21 protein-coding genes are annotated in these 17,953 nt (G+C 65.3%); 20 read left to right on the top strand and 1 reads right to left on the bottom strand.

From position 1 onward, the window contains the following. Positions 1-64 precede the first annotated feature (64 nt). Positions 65-427 (bottom strand): hypothetical protein, encoded by a 363-nt coding sequence (locus LDN95_RS13965; RefSeq protein WP_039335402.1) that lies wholly within the window; start codon positions 425-427, stop codon positions 65-67. A 242-nt stretch (positions 428-669) separates the two neighbouring features. Here LDN95_RS13965 and LDN95_RS13960 point away from each other — a divergent pair, with 242 nt between their 5' ends. The 20 genes from LDN95_RS13960 to hutC all read left to right on the top strand — a co-directional run bounded on the left by LDN95_RS13960 (position 670) and on the right by hutC (position 17,953). After that, the gene (locus tag LDN95_RS13960; RefSeq protein ID WP_174544455.1) at positions 670-1,026 is read left to right on the top strand and encodes a hypothetical protein; all 357 of its coding nucleotides are present in this window, start codon (positions 670-672) and stop codon (positions 1,024-1,026) included. 142 nt (positions 1,027-1,168) lie between these two features. Continuing rightward, the gene (locus LDN95_RS13955; protein WP_004212654.1) at positions 1,169-1,648 is read left to right on the top strand and encodes a heavy metal-responsive transcriptional regulator; all 480 of its coding nucleotides are present in this window, start codon (positions 1,169-1,171) and stop codon (positions 1,646-1,648) included. After that, complete coding sequence (locus LDN95_RS13950; protein WP_039335409.1) at positions 1,645-1,866, top strand: hypothetical protein; 222 nt, start codon at positions 1,645-1,647, stop codon at positions 1,864-1,866. The genes LDN95_RS13955 and LDN95_RS13950 overlap by 4 nt, the downstream gene beginning before the upstream one ends. A 60-nt stretch (positions 1,867-1,926) precedes the next feature. Beyond that, positions 1,927-2,247, top strand: a complete 321-nt coding sequence (locus LDN95_RS13945; protein WP_039335411.1) for a hypothetical protein — start codon at positions 1,927-1,929, stop codon at positions 2,245-2,247. 23 nt (positions 2,248-2,270) lie between these two features. After that, positions 2,271-4,187 (top strand): 2Fe-2S iron-sulfur cluster-binding protein, encoded by a 1,917-nt coding sequence (locus LDN95_RS13940; RefSeq protein WP_039335413.1) that lies wholly within the window; start codon positions 2,271-2,273, stop codon positions 4,185-4,187. After that, positions 4,187-4,915 (top strand): hypothetical protein, encoded by a 729-nt coding sequence (locus tag LDN95_RS13935; RefSeq protein ID WP_017503491.1) that lies wholly within the window; start codon positions 4,187-4,189, stop codon positions 4,913-4,915. Before LDN95_RS13940 ends, LDN95_RS13935 begins: the two co-directional genes overlap by 1 nt. Next, positions 4,912-5,634, top strand: coding sequence for a hypothetical protein (locus LDN95_RS13930; RefSeq protein WP_039335417.1), 723 nt, complete (start codon positions 4,912-4,914; stop codon positions 5,632-5,634). Before LDN95_RS13935 ends, LDN95_RS13930 begins: the two co-directional genes overlap by 4 nt. Then, positions 5,621-6,064: a DUF1622 domain-containing protein gene (locus LDN95_RS13925; RefSeq protein ID WP_007406411.1), complete on the top strand. Its 444-nt coding sequence runs from the start codon at positions 5,621-5,623 to the stop codon at positions 6,062-6,064. The genes LDN95_RS13930 and LDN95_RS13925 overlap by 14 nt, the downstream gene beginning before the upstream one ends. Positions 6,065-6,078: 14 nt before the next feature. After that, on the top strand, positions 6,079-6,519 hold the full coding sequence (locus LDN95_RS13920) for a four-helix bundle copper-binding protein (RefSeq protein WP_015449267.1): 441 nt from the start codon (positions 6,079-6,081) through the stop codon (positions 6,517-6,519). 332 nt (positions 6,520-6,851) lie between these two features. Next, a complete protein-coding gene (locus LDN95_RS13915; RefSeq protein ID WP_016743863.1) occupies positions 6,852-8,075 on the top strand; it encodes a glycoside hydrolase family 130 protein in 1,224 nt (407 codons plus the stop codon). Positions 8,076-8,303: 228 nt separating this feature from the next. Continuing rightward, a complete protein-coding gene (locus LDN95_RS13910) occupies positions 8,304-8,594 on the top strand; it encodes a hypothetical protein (protein ID WP_007406388.1) in 291 nt (96 codons plus the stop codon). A 318-nt stretch (positions 8,595-8,912) separates the two neighbouring features. Then, positions 8,913-9,314: a hypothetical protein gene (locus tag LDN95_RS13905; RefSeq protein WP_015449265.1), complete on the top strand. Its 402-nt coding sequence runs from the start codon at positions 8,913-8,915 to the stop codon at positions 9,312-9,314. 147 nt (positions 9,315-9,461) lie between these two features. Then, a complete protein-coding gene (locus LDN95_RS13900; RefSeq protein ID WP_039335426.1) occupies positions 9,462-9,791 on the top strand; it encodes a hypothetical protein in 330 nt (109 codons plus the stop codon). A gap of 252 nt (positions 9,792-10,043) precedes the next feature. Then, positions 10,044-11,564, top strand: coding sequence for an aldehyde dehydrogenase family protein (locus LDN95_RS13895; RefSeq protein ID WP_039335428.1), 1,521 nt, complete (start codon positions 10,044-10,046; stop codon positions 11,562-11,564). 26 nt (positions 11,565-11,590) lie between these two features. Beyond that, entirely contained in the window at positions 11,591-12,616 is a 1,026-nt protein-coding gene (gene adhP, locus LDN95_RS13890) for an alcohol dehydrogenase AdhP (protein WP_037569599.1), read from the top strand. A 25-nt stretch (positions 12,617-12,641) separates the two neighbouring features. After that, complete coding sequence (locus LDN95_RS13885) at positions 12,642-14,348, top strand: copper resistance system multicopper oxidase (protein ID WP_015449263.1); 1,707 nt, start codon at positions 12,642-12,644, stop codon at positions 14,346-14,348. Next, positions 14,345-15,331, top strand: coding sequence for a copper resistance protein B (locus LDN95_RS13880; RefSeq protein WP_174544608.1), 987 nt, complete (start codon positions 14,345-14,347; stop codon positions 15,329-15,331). Before LDN95_RS13885 ends, LDN95_RS13880 begins: the two co-directional genes overlap by 4 nt. Continuing rightward, on the top strand, positions 15,325-16,566 hold the full coding sequence (locus LDN95_RS13875; RefSeq protein WP_015449261.1) for an MFS transporter: 1,242 nt from the start codon (positions 15,325-15,327) through the stop codon (positions 16,564-16,566). The genes LDN95_RS13880 and LDN95_RS13875 overlap by 7 nt, the downstream gene beginning before the upstream one ends. Before the next feature lie 68 nt (positions 16,567-16,634). Then, positions 16,635-17,072, top strand: a complete 438-nt coding sequence (locus LDN95_RS13870) for a DUF411 domain-containing protein (protein WP_004213035.1) — start codon at positions 16,635-16,637, stop codon at positions 17,070-17,072. Positions 17,073-17,263: 191 nt separating this feature from the next. Continuing rightward, positions 17,264-17,953, top strand: a complete 690-nt coding sequence (gene hutC, locus LDN95_RS13865) for a histidine utilization repressor (protein WP_230588639.1) — start codon at positions 17,264-17,266, stop codon at positions 17,951-17,953.

Here is a 17,953-nt window from a genome sequence, read left to right as displayed (position 1 = left end):
GACTGAAAAGAAGGAAACCGGGCGCGCACGCATCGATCGATGCGCGCAGCCCGTGCTCGTTCAATCAGACAAGGCTGGTGGGAGGATCCGGCTCGGGCACAACCGCCTTGCCGGTCAATATCGTGTCGGTCGTCCAGAAGCTGGCCGCGTCGTAGAGACGCGCAGGCGCAACGCCGCCTGCCAGGTCCGCTGCGACCAGCGGGATCACGCACCCCATCGCGGCGATGCAATCGAGCGTCAGGCCCTTGCAAGGCTTTTCGCTGGGCGCAGGCTGCTGCTTGGCCATCATTGCCATGCAGTCTGCATCCATGCCCTTGGCCAGCGGCGCGCCTGCCGCCTGCGGCACGCTGTGCGCGGCCGCCATCTGGGCTCCGAAGAGACCGGACAGCGCTCCGATGACGAGCAGAAGGGCGAGCAGGCGTTTCACGAGCCTCGATATCTAGCGGGTTTCGCTGGCGCAGCCAACCAAAGTCTCGCGCCGCGCGGGTTTTGAAGTGCTGACGGCTGATTCCGTCAACTCCGCGTCAATAAAGATCTGGCCCGGGGAAGAAGACCGGCTGCGGCCTCTACGTATATCGAGGCTGGACCCGGGACCGTAGTCCCAAGCCTGAAGAGACGCTCTTCCCCCCGGCAGGTCCGGGCGGTGGCTTACCATCCAAGGAGGTGAATATGGTCAGAAAAACTCTCATGGTCGGGCTTGCCGGCATTTCGATGCTTGCTGCCGTCCCCGCTATGGCCCAGGGCATCGGGCACAGCTTGTTCATGCGCGGCTCGATCGTCGACACGGGCAGCAACGGCACGGTCGTCTGCATCGGCAAGGCCGATGGCGCCGAGGTCGGCCAGAAGCTCGAGGTCTATCGCGTCGTGACCCATCCGGGTCCGCCCAAGGGCGTGGCGCCGACCTATCACCGCCAGCTCGTCGGCCATGTGACGATCGATCATATCTTCGATGATCACTTCGCGCATGTGTCCGTCGCCGACGGTACGCCTGCCAAGCACGACATCGTCGAGCTTCGCAAGAACTGACGCGCCGGTGGCCCGGCGGCACACGCTGCCCTGATGCGAGGCATCGGGGCAGCGGGTTGCCGGCGGCAACGGACCGTTCGGGATCGAGGCGAAACCGCTTGACCCTGGACCATGGTCCTACCGGCATGATCGAGCGGATGACATGGGCAATTTCAAGATCGGCGAACTGGCCGCCGCGGCAGGCGTGGGCCGCGATACGATCCGCTATTATGAGCGGATGGGCTTGCTGCGCGAGCCCGCGCGCACGGCAGCGGGCTACAGGCTCTACGACGCGACCGACCTCGAGCGCGTCAATTTCATCCGCTCGGCGCAGGAGCTTGGTTTCACACTCGAACAGGCCCGGCAGCTGCTGGCGCTCAGGGCGTCGGACACCGCGCATGCCCAGGCCGTGCTCGATATCACGCTTGCCAAGATCGCTGACGCCGAAGCCCGGCTCGAGCGCCTGTCGGATATCCGCGACATGCTGCGGATGCTCGCCGACGAATGCCCGGGCGAAGTGCCCGTCTCCGATTGCCCGATCCTCGCCTTCCTGACGGCGCGGCGGAAAGACCAGCAGCATAACAAGAAACATCAGGCAGCGCAGGACGAACGATCATCACTAGCGAAAGGGGTTTTGTCATGACGAAAATGCGTTTGATCGCCGTCCTCACGCCGGCGCTGCTTCTAGGCGCCTGTGTAACCACGCGGCCGACCTCGGCGCAGGTCGAGAGTTGCCGGGCGATGGAGGGCAATATGGGTCTCCAGACGCCGCATGATCATGGCGAGATGAAGGGGCAGGGGCGCAACCCGATGAACCTCTCGCACGACCGGTGCCTTCAGATCCTGCGCAGCGCGCAATGAGCCGGTCCGGGCGCCATCCCCGGCGCCCGGGACCACAGTTTTCAAGCCAAGGAGCAAGCTATGATCAACCATGCGAAAAAAGCCCTTCCGCTTGTCGGCGGAAGCCTGTTGCTGGCGCTCGCGCTTTCGGGCTGCGACCGCCAGGCCGACCAGACGGTGCCGCCCGCGGCGAACAGCGTCGCCGCCACCCCGGTCCTGACCGACAGCGGCAACGCTGCAGACGCGGCGTCGATGGACGCGATGAGCAACCAGGCCGAGATGGAGCGGCATCACCGTCAGGCGATGGACCATGACGCGATGCGCGCCGGGGCCGGCAACCAGACCGCGCCGGCACCCGATCCCGCGCCGGGCAATGCGGCGATGCCGATGAAGGATATGTAGGCTCGCACACTAAGGGGATGAGGATGTCCAGGCGGATCAGCCTTCGACGCTTGAGCCTCGGCTGCGCAATCGCTCTCAGCCTGTCCGCGAGCGCGAGCGCGGGCGCGCAGGAGGGCGAGGATCATGCCGCGCATCATGGCGCAGGCATGCCGGCCGGCGGGGGCATGTCCGCACCGGCAGAGCCGGGGTCGTCGGACATGGCGAAGATGATGAACCCCATGATGGATCGCATGATCAATGGGGAAGGGGAGAATGAGCACGGCCACGAATCGCGCCGGACCGGCTTCATCTCGCAGCTGCTCGCCTTTCCCGCGCTCGACGAAGCGGCAAGGCAGCGGGTCGCTGCGCAGGCCGGCGAACGGGTAAGCACCGGTCTGGCGATGATCAACGCCGCCTCGGCCGACGGCGCGCGTGCAACCACGGTCTCGGCCCGGCTCGATGCGGCGCGCCGCCTGCGCGATGGAACCGACCTGTTCCGGTCCGGCACCGCCGCGCAGGGCGCGATCGGGGGCTTGCAGCCGCCCCGGGAGGTCGGCCTTGCCTGGCTGCGCGATCAGCTCGACATCGACCAGGCCGCGCCCGGCCATGCCGACCACTGGTTCGGCATCTCGCCCTCACACCTCCTTCTCATGCTCTTCCTGGGGCTGGTGAGCGCCACGCTGATCGCGCTGCAGATCTTCCGCCTCCGGCGGATCGGGGCGATCGCCGGCGGTGTCGCCACCGCCAAGACCTCGGAAAAGCCGGAGCCGAAGGCTGTCCCGCCCGCTGCGAAGCTCGCGCACGCACCTGCCCCCGTTGCCGGCAGCGCCGGGCTCGCCTCGAGCAATGCGGCCGCGCCCGCGGGAGCTTCGCTGCGCAAGCCCAAAAGCTGGGCGGGGCAGCTGCGCGTGGTCCAGATCGTGCGAGAGACGCCGAGCGTGCTGACCTTCCGGCTCGCGGACCCGGCCGCCGACCGGCTGCCGTTCGACTTCCTGCCGGGCCAGTTCCTGCAGGTCGAGGTAGAGCCCGAAGCGGGCAAGACCGCGCGCCGTTCCTACACGATCGCCTCTTCGCCGACCCAGCGGGCCTATGTCGAACTGACGGTCAAGCGCGAGGAGCAGGGCGTGGTCTCGCGATACCTGCACGACAAGGTCGTCGCCGACGATCTGCTGAAGGTCAGCGGACCGTTCGGCGCCTTCACCTTCACGGGAACGGATGCCCAGAGCATCGTGCTGATCGCGGGCGGGGTCGGCATCACCCCGATGATGTCGGTGCTGCGCTATCTCACCGACACCGCGTGGAAGGGTGATATCTTCTTCTTCTACGGCGCACGGTCGACCGAGGAATTCGTGTTCCGCGACGAGCTCGAACGGCTCGAACGCCGTTTTCCCAACCTCCATGTCGTCGCCGCGATGCAGCGCGCGCCCGGCACCGTCTGGATGGGCCCCGAAGGGCCGATCACCCGCGAGATGATCCTGGCCGCGGTGCCGGAGATCGCGAGCCGGCGGATCCATATGTGCGGCCCGCCGGCGATGATGGGCGCGATGCGCGGCGTGCTGGCGGAACTCGGCGTCCCCGAAGCGCAGCTGCACACCGAGGCGTTCGGTCCGGCCTCGCTGCCGGCCGACCACGAGGATCTCGAGGTCAAGCCCGCGCCCGCGCCAGCAGCTAAGCCGGCCCCGAGCGCCGAGGTGGCACCGAGCACGGTGACCTTCTCCGTGTCGGGGGTGTCGGCGGCTTTGCCCGCGGACGAGACCGTGCTCGAGGCGGCCGAGGGCGCGGGCGTCGAGATCCCCTATGCCTGCCGTGCGGGCACATGCGGCGCCTGCGTCGTCAAGCTGCTGCAGGGCGAGGTGACGATGGAGGTCGAGTCCGGCCTCGCGCCCGCCGACAAGGCGCAGGGCTATGTGCTCGCGTGCCAGGCGAAGGGCACGGGCACGCCGCTCGTGGTCGAAGCCTGATGCGCGAACGCAGCGACATCGCCGTCGGCCTGCTGGTCGCGTTCCTGCTGCTGTTCCCGTTCGGCTACCTCGTGCATGTGTCACCGCGCTTTCCGGGCAGCCTGGCCGGCGGGATCATCGGGATCGCAGCGCTCGTGCTGATGCTGCTGACGCTTCCCTATGTCGCGGCCAAGCATATCGCCTGGGTCGACAAGGCGCTCTCCCGGCTCGTCAGCAAGCCGACCCTGCTCGCCATCCACATCTATGCCGGCGTGCTGGCGCCGATCCTGGGTCTGGTCCACGCCGCGCACAAGCTCGAAAGCCCGGTCGGACTGCTTCTGACCATCCTTCTGCTGATGACGGTCATCACCGGCTTCATCGGCCGCTACCTGCTTGCCCAGCTTGGTCGGGCGCTGCGCGGACGCAGGTCGGAACTGGCTTCGCTTCGCGCCGCCTTCCTCGAGGAGCCGGCCGCGCCGACGCAGGCCGATACCGCAGCCGCGCCGCTGTCGGGCTGGAGGCGCTATCTGTTCGTCGCCGGGGATGCGCCCGCGGGCCAGCACCCCCAGGACAAGGCGGGGATCGCCGCGGCGCTGGCCGATACCGAATTCGCGATCCGCGCCGAAGAGGCGACCAACACCCTGTTCGCGCGATGGCGGTTCCTGCACATCCTGCTGGGCTGTCTCATCTTCGCGCTGCTCGCGCTCCACGTCGGCGCGGCGATCTATTACGGGCTGCGCTGGCTATGAGCTGGCAGCGTCTTTCCTACGCCGTCTTCATCGCGGCCCTGCTGGTGATGGTCGCCGCGGTCGCGATCCGGATGCGATCGGACGCGCCGAGGGATGCCGGCCTGATGGCGCAGCTCGTCTCGCCCGGCCCGCTCTCGAGCGCGCACCAGTCCTTCGCCGGCCAATGCACGGCCTGCCACACGCCGGGCAAGGGCGTCGAAACCCGGACCTGTCTCACCTGCCATGCGGGCACGGATTTCGGGACGAAGCAGTCGACTCAGTTCCACGCGAAAGCGACGCAGTGCACCTCCTGCCACGTCGAACATGAGGGAGAGCGCGGCATCATCCGCATGGATCACGCCGCCTTGCTCGACATGGCAAAGTGGCGGCAGCCTTCGGCGGGCATGTCGACAAACACTAGAAGCCTGACTCCCGAGACCGCGCTCAATTGCGCGAGCTGCCATGCGTTCCGCGATCCGCACCAGGCCCTGTTCGGCACCGACTGCGCGAGCTGCCACAAGACCGACAGCTGGAAGATCGTCAATTATCGCCATCCATCGGTCAATTCGACGCAGTGCGCCGAGTGCCACAAGGCGCCGCCGAGTCACTTCATGGAGCATTTCAGCATGGTCTCGCAGCGCGCAGCCGGATCGAAGGCGCGCGTCGACCAATGCTATGCCTGTCACGCCACCGACAGCTTCAACAATATCCGCAAGCGAGGCTGGTATGATCACCATTGAGGCCGACTGGCTGAGCGCCTTCTTCCGGCTCGCGGTGATTGGCCTGGAACTGGCGGGCACGCTGACCATCCTGGTCGGCGCGGGGCTCGCAACCTTTCTGTTTGCGCGGCGGGCGAGGGCGGGCGACCGGACCGAGGCTTATAGCGCGTTCCGCTCGGCGCTCGGCCGCAGCATCCTGCTCGGCCTGGAATTTCTGGTCGCCGGCGACATCGTCAAGTCGCTGGTGATCAACCCAACGCTCGACGATCTCATCGTTCTGGCCGGGCTGGTGCTGGTGCGGACCTTCCTGAGCATCTCGCTCGGGGTCGAGATCAACGGCCACTGGCCCTGGGAGGAAACCCGGATGGCGCGGGAGAAGGCGCGTGCGGCGTCGGATGGGTCGCCTGCGACGGCTGAGGCCGCCGGATGCGGCACAGCGCTCAAGGGATAGCAGATGGGAGGTGCATGATGATCGAGAGACGCGAATTGCTGATGGCCGGCGCCGGCCTTGCCGCCGCCGGAACGCTGGCTGTGCCGGCGGCGGCGCAGCAGCATCGAATGGAAGGGATGGCGATGTCGATGACGGACTGCATCGACGATTGCGTGGCTTCGCACCGCATGTGCCTGGAAACCGCCGCTTGGCTGACGAAGCAAGGCGGCGCGTCAGCTACGGCGTCGCTGATCGCCATGCTGAACGACTGTGCGGAACTGTGCCAGGCGACCGCCAACTCGATGCTGCGGGAATCTGCCCTGCACCGCATCGTCTGCCGCGCCTGCGCCGACGCTTGCGAGCGCTGCGCCGAGGAATGCGGACGCCATAGCGCGGACCAGCGGATCGCGCGTTGCTCGGCCACCTGCAAGAAATGCGCGGCGAGCTGCCGAACGATGGCGGACATGTCGAGCTGAGCGGCGCGCTTCGCACGTGCCCCACATAGTCACGTTCAGGCCAGAGCCCCCGGTCACAGCTTGTGTGTCCGACAACTACGCCAGGACAGCGATCATGGCACGTGGCACAAAGTCCGAGTATCCGGCAACGGCGGAAATCATCGCACCCGCCATCGCCGGAGCCTTCCGTGCCGCCACCCGATAGTCGGGTAATGCCGAGCACCATCTTTACGATTGCGTGAACGCTCCACGGTCGATCTGTATTGGAGAAGTCAGTGTCAACCGCCGAATTTGTCAACCGGCTACCCGAATTGCTCCGCCCCAATCCAGCAAGGGTAGTGATCAGACCCTATATGCCGTCGACGGAAACCTATAAATATGCGGTACCGGATCAGCCACGTGCGCAGCGCATCGCCGACCGCGTCCTGGCGCTCGACCCAGCATCGCTCCACGATGAGTTGCAACGCATTCTTGATGATTTCTCGGGAAGGCATCGTGAGGTTCCGTCCCTGTTTTTGCGGCGGTTCCACGAGGTTGATGGCATCATCGTCTGTGATTGCGAGGTCACCCATGAACAGGCGCTCTTGATCGGTGCCCATTTTTGCAACGAATATTCCTATGAGGCAGCAGCGCTTTTCAATCCGAGCATCGTCCTGCATCCTGATCAGTCTGCTGTACCTGAAAACTCTCTCCGATTCATTCTTTCCCTGCGAGGCGTGGGCGAGGGGCATATCTCCTCCGTCACCTTTCGCACCGGGTTTTGCGCCGCGGACGGAACCATAGCAATCAATCCTCCGAGCCCCATGCCGCTCGTGCTGGAGACTGAAAACATCTCCGGCGAGGACGGGCCGGACGCGGGCATTCGGATCAAGTGCGATGGCAGCCACGATCTCTCGGAGATCGTGATCTTTCCGACAACCCCCAGCCAGCGTGGTGGCATCGAAGACCTTCGCTTGGTCCGCTTCCTGGACGACGATGGCCGAGCCACCTATTTCGGTACATATACGGCATTTAGCGGCCAGTCCGTCCGGCAGGAGTTGTTGTCCACGCCGGACTTCCGGACATTCGAACTCAGACCGCTGCGTGGGGATGCCACCGGTAGCAAGGGCATGGCGCTTTTCCCCCGACGCATTGCCGGGCACTTTGCCATGCTTGGGCGCGAGGATAACGAAAATATCTGGTTCCTGACGTCCGCGGACATTCACGACTGGAGTGGCGGAGCGAAAGCCATCGAACCTCGCTGGCCTTGGGAGTTTGTCCAGATCGGTAATTGCGGATCGCCGATCGAGATCGACGAAGGCTGGCTGGTCGTAACTCATGGAGTCGGCGCCGTTCGGAACTATTGCATCGGGGCGTGCCTGCTGGACCGTGACGATCCCTCGAAGCTGCTGGCGCGGACGAAGCTACCGCTTTTGCGGTCGGACATGGATGAGCGCGAAGGTTATGTGCCAAACGTAGCCTACAGCTGCGGCGCGATGGTACATAATCGGGTGCTGGTACTGCCTTATGCCATTGCTGACAGCTTCACCACTTTTGCCACTATTCCTCTCGAGCGTCTGCTGGCCGCCATGGATTAGTCACTGTTGCCGACCTGTCCTGCTCTCGAGTCCGAACCATAGTTACACATCGGCACAACAACGATGCCAGTGCGATAATTTATGGCCATCTCAGAGACGGACTTCGCACATTACGTATACAGCAAGGCGGAAGGTGACACCATTTCACGGGCAAGCTCCGGAAGGGGCGACAATCGACCGGGCATATGCTCGATCGAACGGGAAACCCAGACTTGAAGGAATGGATACTTGCGCAAGAAGACGGCAATGATCGCTTCGCTCGCAGCTCTCGGCTTCCTCGCCGTCAGTGCCGGACCGGTGCTGGCGGACGGGATGCCGCCGGGCATGCCCGATCTTGAGGAGACCCTCAAGGCCAGGCCGGCGCCTGCCCAGCCCGATCCTGCCCACATGCAGGGCATGGCTCACGGTAAGGAGCAGATGCACGGCCAGATGATGCAGGGCCATCGAATGGCGATGCGGGATTCGCAGGACCAGGACGGCGCCTCCGGCATGTCACACAGGTCGGACGGTGGTTGCTGACCCTGCCATCATTCCATCAGACGACAAGGTTGACGGACAAGATCATGGCCGCTTTCAACCGAAGCCTTGGTCCGCCGTTCCCACGGCGGGCCAATCGCTTTTCTGGCCGGTCTCAGGACGAGAAAACCAGGCCGGGTCACATTTTTGATCGATCCCGGATCATCATTTTACGCGCCTGCTCCAGCAGGCACACGGCCGATCGGATTTCGATTCGTAAGTTACGTATACAGACTGCGTCTCGCTAGCAGCATTGAAGCTTCGGAATTGCCGGGATCGGAACGTCGATCGGGCAACAGGAAGAACACTCGGAGACCCTCAATGCGACAGACGACATTTCTCGCGGCGCCCGTCAGCCTCTTCGCGACGCTAACCTTCGCCGCCGGCACCGCTCTCGCCCAGTCGACGCCCGCGCCCGCGCAGGCTGCGCCGGCCCATGCCCACCAGCAGGGCATGGATCATGGCGGGCAGCAGATGCACGATCAGATGATGAAGGATCATCAGGCCGGCGCGCAGAAGCAGCAGGGGCAACCGGCCCAGCAGGATCAACAGGGCATGTCGGGGATGGCCGGCATGTCCGGCGGCTCGCCTGCATCGAACGGCTCGGGCATGGCCGGTAAGGCGAAGAGTGGCTGCTGCAAGATGCCGATGAAGAAGGCCAAGCCGGCGGCGAAGAAGAAGACCGCCAAGCCCATGGCCGACAAGCCGATGAGCGACATGTGAGGTTTCCAGCCCCGAGAACAGACCCCAGGGGCTGAGGGCCCGCCGTTCCCCCGCGGCGGGCCAGTTCTTTGACGATGCCCAGCGTCGCCCCGTGCTCCCAGCTTTCAAAACCGGGTCCGAGCGTCTGACTTGACAGAGGAAACAGCGATGCGAAAACATCTTGGCGTCGGTGCTGCTGTTGGCTTTCTGCTCTTTGGCAGCACGCCGCTCCTCGCACAGGGTATCGGCCATAGCTTGTTCATGCGCGGCAAGATCGTCCGTATGGATGCGGGCGGCACAGTGGCCTGCCTGGGTAAGGCCGATGGCGCGCACATCGGGCAGATACTCGAAGTCTATCACGCAACGCCGCGCCACCGCCGTCTTGTCGGTCATGTCGAAGTCGACCAGATTTTCGACGACCATTATGCTCATTTCCGCGTGAGGGACGGGACGCTTCAGAAAGGCGATTGGGTGAGCCTAAAGTGCGTCCGGGCGTAACGCCAGAATTGGAATGCCAAGCGCCGCCCTCGCCAAAAGAAGACTCGGCCGAGTAACGCCTGTCTCGGCATAATTCCGATCAGGCGTGCGCGAATACGTTCAGGAGTCGATGAATAGTCATCGGCTCTGTTGGCGTGTCTGACCCTCAAGCCCGCGACCCCGATACCAGACTACCTTCTGCGGAACTTACTTATAGGCCACCCGGGCAAAGAGATTACTCCGTCAGGCCATCGATAGAGATGGAGTCAGGTTATGTTCGAGGAGGCGATCGGGACCATTAACGCGGCGGCCTCCTTCCGACACCGCTATGATAATTTCATCGGAGGCCGCTGGAGCGCTCCTGCGGGCGGCGAGTATTTCGCCGACACGAGCCCGATCAATGGCGCCCAGATCGCAGAGTTCGCGCTGTCGACGCCGGAAGATGTCGAGCGCGCGCTCGATGCGGCGCACGCCGCCAAGGATCAATGGGCAAGGATCGCGCCCGCCGAACGCGCCAGGATTCTCAATCGCGTCGCCGACCGGCTCGAAGACAATCTGGAGTTGCTGGCACTTGCCGAGACGATCGACAATGGCAAGCCGATCCGCGAGACGCGCGCTGCCGACGTGCCGCTCGCGATCGACCATTTCCGCTACTTCGCCGGCTGCATCCGGGCGGAGGAAGGCGGCATCTCGACGATCGATGCGGACACCATCGCCTATCATTTCCGCGAGCCGCTCGGCGTCGTCGGCCAGATCATCCCGTGGAACTTCCCGCTGCTGATGGCGGCGTGGAAGATCGCCCCGGCGCTGGCGGCGGGCAACTGCACCGTCATCAAACCCGCATCCCAGACGCCGCTCACCTTGCTGATGTTCGCCGAGCTCACCGCCGACATCCTGCCGCCCGGCGTGCTCAATGTCGTTACCGGCCCGGGACGGACCGTTGGCCAGGCGATCGCCGCCAATCCGCGCATCGCCAAGGTCTCGTTCACCGGCGAGACCGTCACCGGCAAGCAGATCATGCACGCCGCGGCGGACCATCTGATCCCCCAGACGATGGAGCTTGGCGGCAAGTCGCCCAACATCTTCATGGCGGACGTGCTCGACGAGGACGATGCCTTCTTCGACAAGGCGCTCGAAGGCTTTACTTTGTTCGCCTTCAACAAGGGCGAGGTCTGTACCTGCCCGTCGCGCGCCCTGATCCATGAGTCGATCTTCGACCGCTTCATCGAGCGCGCCGTGGCGCGCGTCGCCGCGATCCGCCAGGGCGATCCGCTCGACCCGTCGGTCCAGGTCGGCGCGCAGGCGTCGGAGGACCAGCTCCACAAGATCCTGGGCTATATCGATATCGGCAAGGCCGAGGGCGCGCAGTGTCTGGTCGGTGGCGCCAGGGCGCTGCCGGGCGGTGCGCTCGACCAGGGCTATTTCGTGCAGCCGACCGTGTTCGTGGGTCAGAACCACATGCGCATCTTCCAGGAGGAGATCTTCGGTCCCGTCCTGTCGGTCACCACGTTCAAGACGGTCGAGGAGGCGATCGCACTTGCCAATGACACCGCCTACGGTCTTGGCGCGGGCGTCTGGACCCGGAGCGGCAACACCGCCTACCGGCTCGGCCGCGCGATCGAGGCCGGGCGGGTCTGGACCAACTGCTATCATCAGTACCCCGCCCATGCCGCCTTCGGCGGATACAAGGCATCGGGCTTCGGGCGTGAAAACCACCGGATGATGCTCGATCATTATCAGCAGACCAAGAATCTGCTCGTCTCCTATGACGAGCACGCGCTCGGCCTATTCTGACCCCCCGCTTAAAAGGAGAAACGGACATGGCGAAAACCATGAAAGCGGCGGTCGTCCGCGAATTCGGCAAGCCCCTGGTCATCGAGGAGGCGCCGATCCCGGCGGTCGGCCCCGGGCAGATCCTGGTCAAGATTGCGGCAACCGGCGTGTGCCATACCGACCTGCACGCGGCAGAAGGAGACTGGCCGGTCAAGCCCAACCCGCCCTTCATTCCTGGCCATGAAGGCGTCGGGCATGTCGCCGCCGTCGGTGCAGGCGTCACCCATGTGAAGGAAGGCGACCGGGTCGGTGTGCCCTGGCTCTACACCGCCTGCGGGCACTGCGTGCATTGCCTGGGTGGCTGGGAGACGCTTTGCCACGAACAGCAGAACACCGGCTATTCGGTCAATGGCAGCTTTGCCGAATATGTCCTCGCCGATCCCAACTATGTTGGTCACCTTCCCGACAATGTCGACTTCCTCGACATTGCGCCGATCCTCTGCGCGGGCGTCACCGTCTACAAGGGATTGAAGGCCACCGAGGCCCGACCCGGCGAGTGGGTGGTCGTCTCCGGCATTGGCGGGCTCGGCCACATGGCGGTGCAATATGCCCGAGCCATGGGTCTCAATGTGGCCGCGGTCGACATCGACGATAGCAAGCTCGACCTCGCTACACGCCTTGGCGCCACACTGACGGTCAACGCGCGCAACGAGGACCCTTCGGCAGCGCTCAAGAAAGCCATTGGCGGCGCGCACGGGGCGCTGGTGACCGCCGTTTCGCCCAAGGCGTTCCAGCAGGCGCTCGGCATGGTCCGGCGCGGCGGCACGGTCGCGCTCAACGGCCTGCCGCCGGGCGACTTCCCGTTGTCGATCTTCGACACCGTGCTGAACGGCATTACCGTGCGCGGCTCGATCGTTGGCACGCGGCTCGATCTGCTCGAGGCACTGGCGTTCGCCGGCGAGGGCAAGGTCAAGGCCACGGTCCATGCGGACAGGCTCGAGAACATCAACGACGTCTTCTCCCGCATGCATCATGGCGACATCGAGGGCCGGATCGTCCTCGACCTCGCCTGAAGCCGACTTCGCGAAAGTACAGTTCATGTCTCCCTTACATATCCGGCCGATCGCGCGGCGCCGTTTCGTCCAGGGGCTGGCGATCGGCGGCGCGGTCGCCGGTTTCGCCCCGGCGCTTCTCGCGCGATCCGCACCAACCTTGCCCGCTGAGCTGAGCGGGACCGAGTTCGACCTCGAGATCGCCGAGCTGCCGGTCAACTTCACCGGCAAACGCCGTATCGCGACCGCCGTGAACGGCAGCGTGCCCGCGCCGGTCCTGCGCCTGCGCGAAGGCGACACGGTCACGCTGCGCGTACGCAACGGCCTCAAGGAGATGTCGAGCATCCATTGGCACGGCATCATCGTGCCGGCGGAGATGGACGGCGTGCCCGGCATCAGCTTTGCCGGCATCGCGCCGGGCGAGACCTTCACCTATCGCTTCGAGGTCCGCCAGAGCGGAACCTACTGGTATCACGCTCACACGCTCGCCGAGCAGACGGGACTCTATGGAGCGATCATCGTGGAGCCAAAACAGGTGCCGACGGCGCGGGCGCCCGATCGCGACTATTGCATCGTGCTCAGCGACTGGTCGGACGAGCCGCCGCTGCAGATCTTCCTCAATCTCAAGAAGCAGAGCAGCTACTATAATTTTGCGCAGCCGACCGCCGGCGATTTCCTCAAGGATGTCGGCACCATGGGCTTGGGCAAGGCGCTCGAGCGGCGGCGGATGTGGAACAGCTCGCGGATGAACCCGACCGACTACAGCGATGTCTCTGCCGCGACCTACACCTATCTGATGAACGGCGCGCCGCCCGCCGGCAACTGGACCGGTATCGCCGCGCCCGGCGAGCGCGTGCGCCTGCGCTTCGTCGGCGCGGGGACGGCGACGTTCTTCGACGTGCGGATCCCCGGGGTCGAGCTGACGGTCGTATCGACCGACGGGCAGCCGGTCGAGCCGGTCACGGTCGAGGAATTCCGGATCGGCCCGGGCGAGACCTACGACGTCGAGTTCACCATGCCCGAGGGCGGCGCCCGCACCATCTTCGCGCAGGCGATCGATCGGAGCGGCTATGCGCGTGGCACGATCGCACCGGCCCCGGGCATGGCGGCAGCCGTGCCGCCGCTCGATGCCCGGACCTGGCTCGAGCCGGTCGACATGATGGGCGCGATGGCGACGATGGGCGCAATGGGAGGCGACGCGCATGCCGGGCACGGCATGACCGAGATGCCGGCCAGGGCACGGCACGCCCGCACCGAATATGGCGCCAATACCGACATGCGCGTCGACTATCCGCGCACCAATCTCGACGATCCCGGCGCCGGGCTGCGCGGGCGCGGCTGGCGCGTGCTGACGCTGGCCGATCTGCGCACGCCGGGCGGCGATCCCGACCCGCGCGAGCCCGAGCGCGACATCGAGCTGCATCTGACGGGCAATATGGAACGGTTCATCTGGTCGCTCGACGGCATCAAGCTCAACGATTCCAGGCCGCTTCATTTCAAGCCAAACGAGCGGCTGCGCGTCACCTTCGTCAACGACACGATGATGGCGCATCCGATGCATCTGCACGGCATGTGGAGCGATGTCGAAGGCCCGGACGGCGCCTTCCAGGTCCGCAAGCATACGGTCGTGGTCCAGCCCGCCCAGCGGGTGAGCTTCCGCGTCACCGCCGACGCCATGGGCCGATGGGCCTTCCACTGCCATCTGCTCTATCACATGGCGGCCGGCATGTTCCGGGAGGTGGTGGTCGCATGATCCGGATTTTCCCCTCGCGCGGCATCGCTCTTGGCGCTGCCCTCTTCCTGGCGCCGGCGATCACGGCTCCCGCCCTCGCGCAGGATGCCTCGCCCCCGTCGCCCGCCGCCACCCCTGCCCAAACGGCCACTCCCGCTCAGCACACCCCTTCCGCGCAAGGCTCTCAGGACCATGCGGGCATGGACATGCCGGGCATGGATATGACCGACACGAAGGCGTCCGGTAACGGCGCCACGATGGACATGGGCTCGATGCAGGGCGGCCAGGCCCCGCCGGACGCGCGCAACTCGGACGATTATGCCGACGGCTACCGCAACTCGACGCTGCCGGGCTATGAGATGGCCGACAAGCTCTCAATCCCCAAGATACTTGTCGATGAGCTTGAGTTCACCAGCGGCAACGAGGGTCAGGGCGTGGGCTGGACCGTGCTCGTCACCAAGGGTCAGGACAATGACAAGCTCTGGCTGCGCAGCCAGGGGCTCAAGAACTCCCGCGACCAACGTCTCGATCCGGAGAGCAGCGTCGAGGCGCTGTGGTGGCACAGCAAGAACCCGTTCTGGGGCACGCTGCTCGGGGTCAGGCAGGATCTCGGCAAGGGTGCGACCACCTGGCTGGCCGCCGGCGTCGAGGGACTGGCGCCCTATTGGTTCGACGTCCAGCTCACCGGCTATGTAGGAACCGATGGGCGTCTCGCGGCGCGCGCCAAGGCGTCCTATGAGGTCTTGTTCACCAATCGGTTGATCCTTACGCCGCAGGTGGAGACCAATATCTATTCGAAGCGGTCGAGCGATCGGCAGCTCGGCAGCGGCTTCAGCAATGTCGAGCTGAGCGGACGGTTGCGCTACGAGGTGTCGCGCAAGTTCGCGCCCTATATCGGCTTCGTCTGGGAGCGCGCGTTCGATGGCACGGCGGGCTTCCGACGCCTGCGGGGCGAGGGGTCATCCGAACACCGGCTGGTGATCGGCTTGCGCGCCTGGTGGTGATCCGCGGATGGCCACTCGAGGGGTCGACCGCGAACGCGCCGCGTGACAAGGCTGGATCGCAAGCCAACGGTCGCTGGCCGGCCTCCTTTTTCGTCTTGTTGCTCGCGGCGGCTGCGGCGTCGGCGGGACAGACGGCCATTCTCGCCTTCCTTCCGGCACTGGTCGACCCGGCTCGTGGCGCGCTATCGTCAAGCGCTCATGATTTTCATGTCGCGAGCCTGACCGCGGTCCATCCCCTGGCAGCCTTGCTGGCGGCGCCGCTCTGGGGCTGGATCGCGGACCGGGTCGACTATCGGGCGATGTTGCGCGCAGCGCTGGTCATCCTCGCCCTGGTGACCGCGCCGATCGGCCTCGTCGGGCTGCCTGAGCTTTATGCATTGCGCCTGGTGGCGGGGATGGCGTCGGCCGCCATCATACCGTTGGGCTTGCTCTGCGCGAGCTTTGCCGCAAACGAGCGCGCGGACCAGGCGCGGCGCTTCACCTGGCTGACCGCCTTCTTGTTTCTGGGCGATCTCGCCGGTCCGCTGGTGGCGGAGGTCTCGGCCGCGATCCTGCCCCGCGCTCCCCTCATGATCCTCGCTTTCGGCATCGGTGCCGTCGGGGCGGCGCTTTGCGCCGTGCGTCTGCCGCGCTGGTGTGCACCTTGCATCGATGGCGGAGACCTGCCCGCGCCGACGCTCGGCGCGACGCTGATCCTGCTTTTCGTCACGATCGTCGCGGGCGGCGGGCTGGCGGCGATGCATGTCAATCTCCTGGTGACGCGGAGCGTCATTTCGCTGAGCCGCGAAGAGATCGCCTGGATGCTCAGTCTCTGCGGATTGGGCATGCTGGCAGCACAGATCTTCCATGCGAGGCTCGATTGGCTGGTGACCATGCCGAGGCGGCTTGCGGGGCTGACGCTCGGCCTGCTGGCTGCGGCGCTCTTCCTGTTCCCTGTCGCCGCGAGCATGGCCGAACTCAGTGGGATCATCGTTGCTGCCGGCTGGAGCTCGGCAACCCTTCGATTGGTTACCAGCTTCTGGATCAGCGGTGCGGCAGCCCCTTCGGGTCTGAAGCTCGGTCTCCAGCATTCCGCCGCCAGCATCGGGCAGGCGCTCGCGCCGCTGGCGATCGCCGTCGTCGCTCCCGGGGCGCAGCACTTAGTCTTGTGGGGGATTGGTGGTCTGTCGCTGGCGCTGCTTGTGTCCTTGCCGCTCGCCTGGAGGCCGCGCGCCATCGTGAAATCTTCAGCGTGATGAGGGGTAGGGGGCATCAATGCGTATAGATCATTAGGAACCCTATCGCATGCTTCCGGGAGCCGTTCATGAAGACCCGTCTTTCTGCCGCCTTGCTGTTCCTCGCCCTGCCCGGCGCAGCGCTTGCGGCGAATGATGTCGTCGTCCACCGGGACCCGGGTTGTGGATGCTGTGAGAAGTGGGCCCAGGCGCTTCGCGCGAAGCTGGGCCGCACGGTCGTCATGCGCGACGATGCGTCGCGCGGGGCGCTTCAGCGGAGGGCCGGCATGCCGGGCACGCTGGCATCCTGCCACAGCGCGATGGTTGATGGCTATCTGATCGAGGGCCATGTCCCGGTCGCCGATATCAAGCGCCTGCTGGCAACCCGTCCCGTAGGCGTCAGAGGCATTGCGGTGGCGGGGATGCCGATCGGCTCGGAGGGCATGGAAGTGGCAGGCGCCGCCCGCCAACCCTATGCGGTGGTGTCGTTCGGCAGTTCGGGCCAGAAGGTCTTCGCGCGGCATTGATCACGCACGCCTCGGCTCTCGCTGGTGATTTCCTGTTTGAATGACTGGGACTTGCTCGCCCCCACCTGTATAGTCATTTGATGCATGCTCCCGCTCGCCCCCATAGCCGCGCATCCGCTCCCCGGACGAAAGCTGCTTCTGTGGGCGAACCCGCGGTCGACGCTGCCGGTGCGGAGAAGCAACCTCGCTATGTGGCGATCAAAGACAGCATTTTCGAGGACATCCGGGAAGGTCGCCTGAAGCCCGGCGACCAGACGCCGTCAGAGGCCGAGCTCGTCGAGACGTTCAAAGTCTCGCGCATGACCGCAAACCGGGCGTTGCGGGAACTGCAATCGGCCGGTGTCGTGGTACGGCGGGCGGGGCGGGGCAGCTTTGTCGCCGAGCCCCGGCCGATCGGGCAGCTGATCGAGATCCGCAACATCGCGGAGGAGGTGCGCGGCAGGGGCCACGCCTATCGCGCGCGCGTCATTTATAATATCGAGATACGGGCTGATGCGGAAAGGGCAGCTCTGCTGGAAGTCGGCTTGGGCACGCGCCTCTTCCATTCGCTTATCGTCCATCACGAGACCGAATTCCCAATTCAGGTCGAGGAGCGCTTTGTGCTGGCATCTGCTGCGCCACGCTACGGAGAGAGGGATTTCAGCGCCTCGACGCCGAATGAATATCTGACACGTGTTGCCCCGCTCGAGCGAGTAGAGCACCGGGTGTGCGCGGCGATGCCGGATACAGCCATGCGAACAATGCTGGGCCTCGCTGAAGGAGAACCAGTGCTAATGATGACGCGCAGAACCTGGAGTCGCGGACGTCTCGTATCGCACGCTTGGCTCACGCACCCGGGCAATCGGTTCGAGCTATCGGCGGCTTTTTCTGTTGGGACCTAG

This window comes from Novosphingobium sp. FKTRR1 (assembly GCF_020404405.1).
Classification (GTDB): domain Bacteria; phylum Pseudomonadota; class Alphaproteobacteria; order Sphingomonadales; family Sphingomonadaceae; genus Novosphingobium.
This window is presented reverse-complemented; position numbering and strand designations above follow the sequence as displayed.